Below are 12977 nucleotides of genomic sequence, written 5' to 3'. Positions count from 1 at the left end.
TACCGTCGATGAGCCCGGCTCACCCTGAAACCTACAGCGGCGACAACTGTTCCATCGGCCAACGTGCCTGAACGCTGATCGCCAGGCTTTCGTGCTGGCCGGCCTGCAAGCGCTGGCAGCCCGCATAGGCGATCATCGCGCCGTTATCGGTGCAAAATTCTGGCCGCGCGTAGAACACATCGCCCTTCATGTCGCCGAGCATTTTTTCCAGCGAACTGCGCAAGGCTTTGTTGGCGCTGACGCCACCGGCAATCACCAGGCGCTTCATGCCGGCCTGTTTCAGGGCGCGCTTGCACTTGATGGTCAAAGTCTCCACCACGGCCTGCTGGAACGCCAGCGCGATGTCGCAACGGGCTTGATCACTGTCGTCTCCGGCGCTGACGCTCTGTTGCCAGGTGTTGAGCGCAGAGGTCTTCAGGCCGCTGAAACTGAACATCAGGCCCGGGCGATCGCACATCGGACGCGGGAATGTGTAGCGGCCCGGCACACCTTTTTCGGCAAGACGGGCGATTTCCGGGCCGCCGGGGTAATTGAGCCCCATCATCTTGGCGGTTTTGTCGAACGCTTCACCGGCAGCATCGTCCAGGGACTCGCCCAACAGGGTGTATTGGCCAATGCCATCCACCTGAACCAGCTGCGTATGACCGCCCGAAACCAACAAAGCGACGAACGGGAACTGCGGCGGAGTTTTTTCCAGCATCGGAGCCAGCAGATGCCCCTCCATGTGGTGCACACCCAACGCCGGAATATCCCAGGCAAACGCCAGGGCCTGGGCGCAGGAAGCCCCGACCAGCAGGGCACCGACCAGTCCCGGGCCAGCGGTATACGCAACCGCGTCGATCTCGGTCGGCGCGCAGCCGGCCTGGTCCAGCACCTGGCGAATCAACGGCAGCATGCGCTTGACGTGATCCCGGCTGGCCAGCTCGGGCACCACGCCGCCGTAGGCGCGGTGCAAATCGATCTGACTGAACAGCGCATCGCCCAACAGCCCGCGTTCACTGTCGTAAAGTGCGACGCCGGTTTCGTCGCAGGAAGTTTCAAGTCCCAGTACTAGCATGGGTTTGCGCCTTGTAGAGGCTGAATTCGAAGGCGCGCATAATAGTCGCCGCTCCCCCTTCCGACCAGCGGTTTTCGATCAGAGGCTTTGCATTCCGGGCAATGAGGGGTTAACATCCGCAACCCTTAAAAACCGACGACCTCAGCCGCGAGTTTTTCGCGACGAGAACGTTGATCCCGGTAATGAAAGAAGGTAGCTCTGGATGCCAGCCGTCAAAGTTAAAGAGAACGAACCCTTCGACGTAGCTCTGCGTCGTTTCAAGCGCTCCTGCGAAAAAGCCGGTGTACTGGCCGAAGTTCGTAGCCGCGAATTTTACGAGAAGCCAACTTCTGAGCGTAAGCGCAAAGCAGCAGCCGCTGTTAAGCGTCACGCCAAGAAAGTTCAGCGCGAACAGCGCCGCGCCGTTCGTCTGTACTAATACACAGACGTTCGTAGCAAGCTTCTGCCAAGCCCGGCCCTCAGCCGGGCTATTGGCATTTGCGGATATCGCTTGATGCTTCACTGTTGACGCCGCACATGCGACCGATACAACCGCTTCACACGTCAGGACTGGCTCTTTTGCCAGCGGTGCACGTCTCTTCTGACGAGCCTAACAAGGCTACTGACGAGCACACCCCCTTTTTACAAACAGCCGACCACGTGGTCGACTGCGCCCATCGAATGAGCTTCCGAGGCCCGCCATTGGCCACGACCGGACGCCAGGGCAACCTTTCTGCACCGAAGGCTGATAGAGACTAACGTCAGTGAATGTTCGGCAGATACACTTCCTGACAGCCCAAGCAGACGATTGATGATCGAGCACTCGACCTGTGCGCTTGAGCACTTCACGAGCCTCATTGACACGCAGTGATGACGAGAACGCCATGGCCGGGCTGATTCCCCAGAGCTTTATTGACGACCTTCTGAACCGCACCGACATCGTCGATGTGGTCAGCTCGCGCCTGCAAATGAAGAAGGCGGGCAAGAACTACACGGCCTGCTGCCCGTTTCACAAGGAAAAGACCCCGTCTTTCAGCGTCAGCCCTGACAAGCAGTTCTACTATTGCTTTGGCTGTGGCGCTGGCGGTAATGCCCTTGGCTTCATCATGGACCACGACAACCTGGACTTCCCCCAGGCGGTCGAGGAACTGGCCAAAGCCGCCGGCATGGAAATCCCCCGCGAAGAAAGCGGCCGTTCGCACAAACCGCGACAGCCCACCGACTCGCCGCTGTACCCGCTACTGACGGCCGCCGCCGAATTTTATCGTCAGGCACTCAAAAGCCACCCGCAGCGCAGGGCCGCCGTCGACTACCTGAAAGGTCGCGGCCTCACCGGCGAAATCGCCCGTGACTTCGGCCTCGGCTTCGCCCCGCCGGGCTGGGACAACCTGTACAAACACCTGAGCAGCGACACCCTGCAACAAAAAGCCATGATTGACGCCGGACTGCTGGTGGAAAACGCTGAGACCGGCAAACGCTATGACCGTTTTCGCGACCGGGTGATGTTCCCGATTCGTGACACGCGTGGCCGCATCATCGCCTTTGGCGGCCGGGTGCTGGGCGACGATAAGCCCAAGTACCTGAACTCGCCGGAAACCGCCGTGTTTCACAAAGGCCAGGAACTCTACGGGCTGTTCGAAGCCCGCAAGAACAACCGCAACCTCGATGAAATCATCGTGGTTGAAGGCTATATGGACGTGATCGCTCTCGCCCAGCAGGGCTTGCGCAACGCCGTGGCCACGCTGGGCACCGCCACCAGCGAAGAGCATATGAAACGCCTGTTTCGCGTCGTGCCCAGCGTGCTGTTCTGCTTTGACGGGGACCAGGCCGGCCGCAATGCCGCCTGGCGCGCACTCGAAGCCACGCTGTCGAGCCTGCAGGATGGGCGCCGGGCGCGCTTCCTGTTCCTGCCCGAAGGCGAAGACCCGGACACCCTGGTGCGCGCCGAAGGCACCGATGCGTTCCGCGCCCGTATCAACCAGCATGCGCAGCCGCTGGCGGATTATTTCTTTCAGCAACTGACCGAAGAAGCCGATCCGCGCTCCCTCGAAGGCAAGGCCCATATGGCTACTCTCGCCGCCCCGCTGATCGACAAGGTACCCGGCGCCAACCTGCGCACCCTGATGCGCCAGCGCTTGCTGGAAATCACCGGGTTGAGTGGCGAAGCCGTCAGCCAACTGGTACACAACGCGCCGCAAGAGGCGCCACCGGCCTACGACCCCGGCATGGACTACGACGCCATGCCGGACTATTCGGATTTCCATCAACCGCAGGAGGCCTACGTGCCCCAGCAGGAATGGACACCGAAAAAACCCGGCGCCGGCGGCAAGAAGTGGGACAAGAAGCCCTGGAGCAAGAACGGCAAGCGCGGCGATCGTGACGAGGCCTACGCCCCGCGCACACCGGTTGCCGTGGAGGCGCCGATGCTGATCGCCCTGCGCACGCTCATCCATCACCCGCAGCTGGCGGGCAAGGTCGAGAGCGCCGACCACTTTGCCAACGAGAGCAATACCTATGCCCAGGTGCTGATCGCCCTGATCGAGGCCGTGCAGAAAAATCCTGGGCTAAACTCAATTCAGCTGATGGCCCGCTGGCACGGCACGGAGCAAGGTCGCTTGCTGAAAGCGCTCGCGGAAAAGGAGTGGCTAATTGACGGCGACAACCTTGAACAACAGTTTTTAGACACCATTACTAGGTTATCCGAGGGCCAGCATACGCAGACTCTCGAAGAACTCATCAAGAGAGCCAGGCAGCCGGGATTGACGGCTGAAGAGCAAATTCAGATAGCAAAGCAGATGCGGGACCTCTTAAAACAGAATGTTTCCGCATCAAACCCGACCTCAGCTGGCGTGTGAGGTCATAGCTCGGGTATAATCCTCGGCTTGTTTTTTGCCCGCCAAGACCTTCAGTGGATAGGGTGTTATGTCCGGAAAAGCGCAACAGCAGTCTCGTATCAAAGAGTTGATCACCCTGGGCCGTGAGCAGAAGTATCTGACTTACGCCGAGGTCAACGATCACCTGCCTGAGGATATTTCAGATCCAGAGCAGGTGGAAGACATCATCCGCATGATTAACGACATGGGGATCCCCGTACACGAGAGTGCTCCGGATGCGGACGCCCTTATGTTGGCCGACGCCGATACCGACGAGGCAGCCGCTGAAGAAGCCGCTGCAGCGCTGGCCGCGGTGGAGACCGACATCGGTCGCACGACTGACCCTGTGCGCATGTATATGCGTGAAATGGGTACCGTCGAGCTGCTGACACGTGAAGGCGAAATCGAAATCGCCAAGCGTATCGAAGAGGGTATCCGTGAAGTGATGGGCGCAATCGCGCACTTCCCTGGCACGGTTGACCACATTCTCTCCGAGTACAACCGCGTAACCACCGAAGGTGGCCGCCTGTCCGACGTCCTGAGCGGTTACATCGACCCGGACGACGGCATTGCACCGCCTGCTGCGGAAGTACCGCCGCCGGTCGATGCCAAGGTCGCGAAAGCAGACGACGATTCCGACGACGACGACGCTGAAAGCAGCGGCGATGACGAGGAAGAAGTTGAAAGCGGTCCGGACCCGATCATTGCAGCCCAGCGTTTCGGTGCGGTTTCCGATCAGATGGAAATCACCCGCAAGGCTCTGAAGAAGCACGGTCGCACCAACAAGCAGGCGATTGCCGAGCTGTTGGCCCTGGCCGAGTTGTTCATGCCGATCAAGCTGGTACCGAAGCAGTTCGAAGGCCTGGTTGAACGTGTTCGCAGCGCCCTTGATCGCCTGCGCGCACAAGAGCGTGCGATCATGCAGCTCTGCGTTCGTGATGCACGCATGCCGCGTGCCGACTTCCTGCGCCAGTTCCCGGGCAACGAAGTGGACGAAAGCTGGACCGACGCACTGGCCAAAGGCAAGGCGAAATACGCCGAAGCCATTGGTCGCCTGCAGCCGGACATCATCCGTTGCCAGCAGAAGCTGACCGCACTCGAGGCCGAAACCGGCCTGACGATCATCGAGATCAAGGACATCAACCGTCGCATGTCGATCGGTGAGGCCAAGGCCCGCCGTGCGAAGAAAGAGATGGTCGAAGCGAACTTGCGTCTGGTGATCTCCATCGCCAAGAAGTACACCAACCGTGGCCTGCAATTCCTTGACCTGATCCAGGAAGGCAACATCGGCTTGATGAAAGCGGTGGACAAGTTCGAATACCGTCGCGGCTACAAGTTCTCGACCTATGCCACCTGGTGGATCCGTCAGGCGATCACTCGCTCGATCGCCGACCAGGCCCGCACCATCCGTATTCCGGTGCACATGATCGAGACCATCAACAAGCTCAACCGTATTTCCCGGCAGATGCTGCAGGAAATGGGCCGTGAACCGACCCCGGAAGAGCTGGGCGAACGCATGGAAATGCCTGAGGACAAGATCCGCAAGGTACTGAAGATCGCCAAAGAGCCGATCTCCATGGAAACCCCGATCGGTGATGACGAAGACTCCCATCTGGGTGACTTCATCGAAGACTCGACCATGCAGTCGCCAATCGATGTCGCCACCGTTGAGAGCCTGAAAGAAGCGACTCGCGACGTACTGTCCGGCCTCACCGCCCGTGAAGCCAAGGTACTGCGCATGCGTTTCGGCATCGACATGAATACCGACCACACTCTCGAGGAAGTCGGTAAGCAGTTTGACGTGACCCGCGAGCGGATCCGTCAGATCGAAGCCAAGGCGCTGCGCAAGTTGCGCCACCCGACGCGAAGCGAGCACCTGCGCTCCTTCCTCGACGAGTGATACCAGAACCCCCGGCCCAGGCCGGGGGTTTTGCTTTGTGCAATCAGTTATCACAGATTAACTGCCTTGCATCCCTCCTCCCCGACAATGCCCGTCTACACTCGAAACATTCCCCGTGCCATAACGAGACCGTTATGCCCAGATTGCCGACTGTGTTACTGCTGTCGCTGCTGACCTGGACCGCAACGGCTGGCGCGTTGACTCTTACTGATGATGAGCGTGGCTGGCTGGCGGACCATCAGGAGCTGCGCCTGGGGGTGGACGCCTCATGGCCACCCTTCGAATACCGCGACGAGAATGGCCGCTATCAGGGTCTGGCCGCCGACTATGTGCGCCTGATCCAGGACCGCCTGGGCGTGCGGATCAAACTGATCGAGCCGGCGAACTGGAGCGCCGTGCTGGAGCAGGCCCACAACAACCAGCTCGACCTGTTGCCCGGCATCATGTCGACGCCGGAGCGTCAAAGTTTCCTGGCCTTCACGCGTCCTTACCTCGACTTCCCTATTGTGATCCTCGCCCATGAAGGCGGTGCACAACCGCGCAACCTCAAGGATCTGTACGGGCTGAAAATCGCGGTGGTGGAAAATTACGCGCCCCACGAATTGCTGCGCACCCACCACCCCGACCTCAACCTGGTCGCCATGCCCAATGTCAGCTCGACCCTGCAAGCCTTGGCCACCGATGAGGTGGACGCCGTGGTCGGCGATCTCGCGTCCAGCGTGTGGAGCCTGCGCCAACTCAAGCTCGATGGGCTCTACGTCAGCGGCGAAACGCCTTACCGCTATCAACTGGCGATGGGCGTACCCCGCGACGACAAAATGCTGGTGGGCATTCTGGACAAAGTGCTCGCCGACCTTACTCCGGACGAAACCGAGGCCATCCAGCAACACTGGGTCGGCAGCTTCACCGATCACCGCACCTTCTGGACCGATCTGCTGCTTTACGGCCTACCAGCGGTTTTGCTATTGAGCACCGTGTTGGCCATCGTGATTCGGATCAATCGTCGCCTCAGCTCGGAAATTTCCCGCAGGGTCGCCCTGGAGCAGGAGCTGCGCAGCAGCGAATACCACTATCGCGGCCTGGTGGAGAGCCTGTCCGCCATTGCCTGGGAAGCGAGCGTTGTCGATTTCACCTACAGCTATGTGTCGCCCCATGCCGAGGAACTGCTGGGTTATCCCCGCGCGCACTGGCTGATCCCTGGCTTCTGGCGCAACATTATTCACCCCGCCGACCTGACCCGCGCCGAAGCCTATTGCTACCGCGAAACCCGCGCCAACCGCGACCACAGCCTCGATTACCGAGTGATCACCGCCGATGGGCGCTGCCTGTGGGTGCGGGACATCGTCAGCCTGATCGAGCACGGCCATGAGCCCGTGCTGCGCGGCCTGATGATCGACATCAGCGAGGCCAAGCGCACCGAGGAAGCCCTGCAACTGTCCGAGCAGAAGTTCGCCTCGGTGTTCCAGCAATGCCCGGACATTCTGGTGATCGCACGCTTGTCCGACGGCTGCCTGCTGGAGGTCAACAAAGCCTTCGAAGATCAGATCGGCCTGAGGGCAGTGGACGTGGTGGGCAAAACCGCCACCGAACTGAATATCTGGGGCATCCAGGGCGTCGGTCCGGGCCTGTTGCAACGGCTCCAGACCACCAGCATTCGCAATCTGGAAATGCCCTTCCTGCGCAGCAACGGCCAGGCGTTCACCGGCCTGATCTCCGCCGAACCGTTCCAGCTCGATACCGTCGAAGCCATTGTCGTGGTGGTGCGCGACATCACCCAACTGAAGGAAACCCAGCAGTTGCTGCAAACGTCGGAAGAGAAATTCGCCAAAGCCTTCCACGCTTCGCCCGACGGCTTGCTGCTGAGCCGCCAGCGCGATGGTTTGCTGATTGAGGTGAACGAAGGGTTCAGTCGCCTGACCGGCTTCACCAGCGCCACCTCTCTCGACCAGTCGACCCTCGACCTGGGCATCTGGGTCGACCTCAACGAACGCAAGCACATGCTGGAATTGCTGCAACGCGACGGTTTCGTGCGTGACTTCACCTGCCATATTCGCCGCGCCGACGGCCTGATTCGCCTGTGCGAGCTGTCCAGCCGCCCATTACCCATCGGTGATGACGACTGCATGCTGACCATCGCTCGGGACATTACCGATCGCCAGCTGATGCAGGAAAAGCTGCAACAGGCCGCCACCGTGTTCGAGAGCACCGCCGAAGGTGTATTGATCACCGACACGCGCCAGAAGATCAGCGCCGTCAACCGTGCGTTCACCGAGATCACCGGCTACAGCGAGCTCGAAGCGCTCGGCCAGACCCCGCGCCTGCTCGCCTCCGGCCTGCATGACAGCGCCTTCTACGCGGCGATGTGGCACCAGCTGACCGCCCAGGGCCACTGGCAGGGCGAGATTTCCAACCGTCGCAAGAACGGCGAGCTGTACCCCAGTTGGCTGACCATCAGTGCCGTGCGCAACCGCGAGCAGTCGATCACGCACTTCGTTGCGGTGTTCGCCGACATCTCCAGCCTCAAGCTGGCCCAGGCGCGTCTCGACTACCAGGCGCACCACGACCCACTGACCGGCCTGCCCAACCGCACCTTGTTCGAAAGCCGGCTGCAGGCGGCGCTCAACGGTCATCAGGAAACCGGCAAGCAGGGCGCGGTGCTGTTTCTCGACCTGGACCGTTTCAAACACATCAACGACAGCCTCGGCCACCCCATCGGCGACCTGCTGCTCAAGGACATCGCCGTTCGCCTCAAGGAGCAACTGCGCGACATCGACACCGTGGCCCGCCTGGGCGGCGACGAATTCATCATCCTGCTGCCCGGCCTGCAACACGCCAGCGATGCGGAACACCTGGCCAACAAGCTGCTGGCTTGCTTCACCCCGCCGTTCCAGGCCGGTGAGCATGAGTTTTTCATCAGCGCCAGCATCGGCACCAGCCTGTATCCCCAGGACGGTACCGACGTGGCGACCCTGGTCAAGAACGCCGACGCAGCGATGTACCGCTCCAAGGCCAAGGGCCGCAACCGCGTCGAAAGCTACACCTGCGACCTCACCGCCCAGGCCAACGAACGCGTGGCCCTGGAGCACGAACTGCGCCGCGCCATCGAGCGTGACGAACTGTCCCTGTACTACCAGCCCAAACGCAGCCTGAAGACCCAGGAACTGATCGGCGCCGAAGCACTGATCCGCTGGCGGCACCCCACCTTCGGTGACGTGCCGCCCGAGCATTTCATTGCCCTGGCCGAAGAGAACGGCATGATCCTGCAAATTGGCGACTGGGTCCTGGAGCAGGCCTGCCGACAAATGCACATCTGGCAACGTACCTTCGACGACTTCGGCCCCCTGTCGGTCAACCTCGCCGGCGCCCAGCTGCGGCATCCCAACCTGCTGTCACGCATCAAACAGCTGCTGCACGACTACCGCCTGGCCCCCGGGTGCCTGCAACTGGAAATCACCGAAAACTTCATCATGAGCCAAGCCGAAGAAGCACTGGAGGTCCTGCACCAGCTCAAACGCCTGGGCGTGCAACTGGCAATCGATGACTTCGGTACGGGTTATTCGTCCCTCAGCTACCTCAAGCGCCTGCCGCTGGACTACCTGAAAATCGATCAATCCTTCGTCCGCGGCCTGCCCGACGATCCCCACGACGCCGCGATCGTCCGCGCCATCATCGCCCTGGGCCACAGCATGCAATTCACCATTATCGCCGAAGGCGTGGAAACCCCCGCCCAGCAAGCCTTCCTTGCCGCCGAGGGCTGCGAACAGATGCAAGGCTTCATCGTCAGCCTGCCCCTGCCGCCCGAGCGCTTTGCCGCCACCTTCCTTCGCACGCACCTCGAGGATTTTTCGGATAGCACAGCAGAGAAACCATCGCTATAATCCGCGACCTGTTACAGGGCCTATAGCTCAGTTGGTCAGAGCAGAGGACTCATAATCCTTTGGTCCACGGTTCAAGTCCGTGTGGGCCCACCAAACAAGAAAGCCGCGCAATGCGCGGCTTTTGTGTGTCTGGAAGCCTGTAACATAGCCCACCATTGCCGCCCGCACTGGAGCTCTTCCCTTGCCCATCCTCGACGAAATCGACCGCCAACTGATCGCCGCCTTGCAGATCAACGCCCGCGAGAGCGTGGCCATGCTTGCTCGGCAGTTGGGTATCGCGCGCACTACGGTGACCTCACGCCTGGCGCGCCTGGAGAAAACCCAGGTGATCACCGGTTATGGCGTGCGGCTGGGCCAGCGGGTGGTGGATGGGGGATTGCAGGCTTACGTGGGCATTACCGTGCAGCCACGCTCGGGCAAGGAAGTGCTGCGCCGATTGAGCGCCATGGCCCAAGTGCAGCAGTTGTGTGCGGTGAGTGGCGAGTTCGATTACGTGGCGTGGCTGCGCACGGATTCGCCGGAGCAACTCGACCAATTGCTGGACCAGATTGGCAGCGTCGACGGCGTGGAAAAAACCACCACGTCGATCATCCTCAGCAGCAAACTGGACCGTGGCCAGCCAATTTGATCAACTTTATCGTCACTATGACTAAAAACAGTTCAATTCGACGACACTTTGCGTCTTATTAACGAGCGCAACGCTCCCTAAACTGGCTGCCATCTTTTCCTATACTCAGCGGGTCGTGCCCCGCCGAGTGACCAGCCAGGTTTGCCATGAACGCATTCAACAAAAAAAATCGCCACCCAGCAGACGGTAAAAAACCCATCACCATCTTTGGCCCGGATTTCCCGTTCGCCTTTGATGACTGGATCGAACACCCCGCCGGACTGGGCAGTATTCCTGCCGCCCAGCATGGCGCGGAAGTGGCGATTGTCGGTGCCGGCATCGCGGGCCTGGTGGCCGCCTATGAATTGATGAAACTCGGCCTGAAGCCGGTGGTGTACGAAGCGTCGAAGATGGGCGGGCGCTTGCGCTCTCAAGCGTTTGAAGGTGCCGAAGGCATCATCGCCGAACTGGGCGGCATGCGCTTTCCGGTGTCGTCCACTGCGTTCTATCACTACGTGGACAAACTCGGGCTGGAGACCAAACCCTTCCCCAACCCGCTGACCCCAGCCTCCGGCAGCACGGTGATCGACCTCGAAGGCCAGACCCACTACGCGCAGAAACTCTCCGACCTGCCGGTGTTGTTCCAGGAAGTGGCCGATGCCTGGGCCGATGCCCTGGAAGCCGGCTCGCAGTTCGGCGATATCCAGCAAGCCATCCGCGACCGTGACGTACCGCGCCTCAAGGCGCTGTGGAACAAACTCGTGCCGCTGTGGGATGACCGCACCTTCTACGATTTTGTCGCCACGTCCAAAGCGTTCGCCAAGCTCTCGTTTGCGCACCGCGAAGTGTTCGGCCAGGTGGGCTTCGGTACCGGCGGCTGGGACTCGGACTTTCCCAACTCCATGCTGGAAATCTTCCGCGTGGTGATGACCAACTGCGACGACCACCAGCACTTGGTCGTCGGCGGCGTGGCCCAGGTCCCCATGGGCATCTGGCGCCATGTGCCGGAGCGCTGCGCCCACTGGCCGGCCGGTACCAACCTCAGCTCACTGCATCGTGGCGCGCCCCGGGCCGGGGTGAAGCGCATCGCCCACGCCGCCGACGGACGTTTTGCGGTGACTGACAACTACGGCGACACCCGTGAATACGCGGCCGTGCTCACCACCTGCCAAAGCTGGCTGCTGACCACCCAGATCGAATGCGACGAAACCCTGTTCTCGCAAAAGATGTGGATGGCCCTCGACCGCACCCGCTACATGCAATCGTCGAAAACCTTCGTGATGGTCGACCGCCCATTCTGGAAGGACAAAGACCCGGAGACTGGCCGCGACCTGATGAGCATGACCCTCACCGATCGCCTGACCCGTGGCACTTACCTGTTCGACAACGGCGACGACAAGCCGGGGGTGATCTGCCTGTCCTATTCATGGATGAGCGATGCATTGAAGATGCTGCCGCAACCCATCGACAAGCGCGTGAAACTGGCCCTGGATGCGCTGAAGAAGATCTACCCGAAAGTCGATATCAAGGCGCGCATCATCGGCGACCCGATAACCGTGTCCTGGGAAGCCGACCCGCACTTCCTCGGCGCCTTCAAGGGGGCGCTGCCGGGCCACTATCGCTACAACCAGCGCATGTACGCGCACTTCATGCAGAAGGACATGCCTGCCGAACAGCGCGGGATTTTCATCGCAGGTGACGACGTATCCTGGACCCCGGCATGGGTAGAAGGCGCTGTGCAAACCTCTCTCAATGCGGTGTGGGGCATCATGACTCACTTCGGCGGCAGCACTCACCCGGAGAACCCGGGCCCGGGTGATGTCTTTGACGAAATCGGCCCGATTGCCCTGACCGATTAAGGAGTTGAGTATGCGCGTCGCTCTGTACCAATGCCCTCCACTACCGCTGGATGTGGCCGGCAATCTCAAGCGCTTGCACTCGTTGGCGCATGAAGCGTCCGGCGCCGACGTATTGGTGCTGCCAGAGATGTTCCTCAGCGGCTACAACATCGGCGCCGAAGCCGTCGGCGCGTTGGCCGAAGCGCAGGATGGACCATCCGCACAGGCGATTGCCGAGCTGGCCAAAAGCGCCGGGCTGGCGATTCTGTACGGTTACCCGGAGCGGGCCGACGACGGGCAGATCTACAACGCTGTGCAACTGATCGATGCCCACGGCCAGCGCCTGTGCAACTACCGCAAGACCCACTTGTTCGGCGATCTGGATCACGCGATGTTCAGCGCTGGCGATGATGATTTCCCGGTGGTGGAACTCAACGGCTGGAAACTGGGCTGCCTGATCTGCTACGACCTGGAGTTCCCCGAAAACACTCGACGACTGGCGCTGGCCGGTGCGGAACTGATCCTGGTACCCACCGCCAATATGGTGCCGTTCGACTTTGTCGCCGACGTGACCGTGCGGGCGCGGGCCTTTGAAAACCAGTGCTATGTGGCCTATGCCAATTATTGCGGGGACGAAGGCGAGATTCAGTACTGCGGGCAAAGCAGCATCGCTGCACCCAATGGCCAGCGCATTGCCCAGGCAGGACTGGATGAAGCCCTGATCGTCGGGCAATTGGATCGCCAGTCGATCCTCGACGCCCGTGCGGCCAACCACTACCTGCAAGACCGCCGCCCCGAGTTGTACGGCGCGCTGCACAAGCCCTGATTCAACGGGTTTGCTAGCA

General features: G+C 60.9%; 8 protein-coding genes and 1 tRNA gene. 8 read left to right on the top strand and 1 reads right to left on the bottom strand.

The window, feature by feature from the left end; translation table 11 throughout:
• Positions 1-31: 31 nt before the first annotated feature.
• On the bottom strand, positions 32-1057 hold the full coding sequence (gene tsaD, locus ACW9IB_RS18180; RefSeq protein WP_457366722.1) for a tRNA (adenosine(37)-N6)-threonylcarbamoyltransferase complex transferase subunit TsaD: 1026 nt from the start codon (positions 1055-1057) through the stop codon (positions 32-34).
• A 202-nt stretch (positions 1058-1259) separates the two neighbouring features.
• On the opposite strand from tsaD, the gene rpsU reads away from it, so the two are divergent.
• From rpsU to ACW9IB_RS18140, 8 genes are all read left to right on the top strand, one after another.
• Positions 1260-1475 (top strand): 30S ribosomal protein S21, encoded by a 216-nt coding sequence (gene rpsU / locus ACW9IB_RS18175; protein WP_002551877.1) that lies wholly within the window; start codon positions 1260-1262, stop codon positions 1473-1475.
• A gap of 445 nt (positions 1476-1920) precedes the next feature.
• Positions 1921-3891 carry a DNA primase gene (gene dnaG / locus ACW9IB_RS18170; RefSeq protein WP_457414801.1) on the top strand — a complete coding sequence of 657 codons (1971 nt, stop codon included), beginning with the start codon at positions 1921-1923 and terminating at the stop codon, positions 3889-3891.
• A gap of 67 nt (positions 3892-3958) precedes the next feature.
• Positions 3959-5809 carry an RNA polymerase sigma factor RpoD gene (gene rpoD / locus ACW9IB_RS18165; RefSeq protein ID WP_457366721.1) on the top strand — a complete coding sequence of 617 codons (1851 nt, stop codon included), beginning with the start codon at positions 3959-3961 and terminating at the stop codon, positions 5807-5809.
• A 134-nt stretch (positions 5810-5943) separates the two neighbouring features.
• Positions 5944-9687: an EAL domain-containing protein gene (locus ACW9IB_RS18160; RefSeq protein ID WP_457414781.1), complete on the top strand. Its 3744-nt coding sequence runs from the start codon at positions 5944-5946 to the stop codon at positions 9685-9687.
• Between the two features lie 16 nt (positions 9688-9703).
• Positions 9704-9780, top strand: a tRNA-Ile gene (locus ACW9IB_RS18155).
• 88 nt (positions 9781-9868) lie between these two features.
• Positions 9869-10315, top strand: coding sequence for an Lrp/AsnC family transcriptional regulator (locus tag ACW9IB_RS18150; RefSeq protein WP_457414779.1), 447 nt, complete (start codon positions 9869-9871; stop codon positions 10313-10315).
• Positions 10316-10461: 146 nt separating this feature from the next.
• Positions 10462-12153, top strand: a complete 1692-nt coding sequence (locus ACW9IB_RS18145; protein ID WP_457414778.1) for a flavin monoamine oxidase family protein — start codon at positions 10462-10464, stop codon at positions 12151-12153.
• Between the two features lie 10 nt (positions 12154-12163).
• Positions 12164-12958 (top strand): carbon-nitrogen hydrolase family protein, encoded by a 795-nt coding sequence (locus ACW9IB_RS18140; protein ID WP_457414776.1) that lies wholly within the window; start codon positions 12164-12166, stop codon positions 12956-12958.
• The last annotated feature ends 19 nt before the right edge of the window (positions 12959-12977 follow it).

It is taken from the genome of Pseudomonas sp. SDO524_S393, assembly GCF_054071875.1.
The sequence above is the reverse complement of the archived record's forward strand: the minus strand, read 5'-3'. Positions and strand labels throughout refer to the sequence as shown.

Excerpts from the sequence above, each read along its gene's own strand:
- tsaD (WP_457366722.1), bottom strand. The coding sequence starts at position 1,057 with ATGCTAGTACTGGGACTTGAAACTTCCTGCGACGAAACCGGCGTCGCA.
- rpsU (WP_002551877.1), top strand. The coding sequence starts at position 1,260 with ATGCCAGCCGTCAAAGTTAAAGAGAACGAACCCTTCGACGTAGCTCTG.
- dnaG (WP_457414801.1), top strand. The coding sequence starts at position 1,921 with ATGGCCGGGCTGATTCCCCAGAGCTTTATTGACGACCTTCTGAACCGC.
- rpoD (WP_457366721.1), top strand. The coding sequence starts at position 3,959 with ATGTCCGGAAAAGCGCAACAGCAGTCTCGTATCAAAGAGTTGATCACC.
- ACW9IB_RS18160 (WP_457414781.1), top strand. The coding sequence starts at position 5,944 with ATGCCCAGATTGCCGACTGTGTTACTGCTGTCGCTGCTGACCTGGACC.
- ACW9IB_RS18145 (WP_457414778.1), top strand. The coding sequence starts at position 10,462 with ATGAACGCATTCAACAAAAAAAATCGCCACCCAGCAGACGGTAAAAAA.
- ACW9IB_RS18140 (WP_457414776.1), top strand. The coding sequence starts at position 12,164 with ATGCGCGTCGCTCTGTACCAATGCCCTCCACTACCGCTGGATGTGGCC.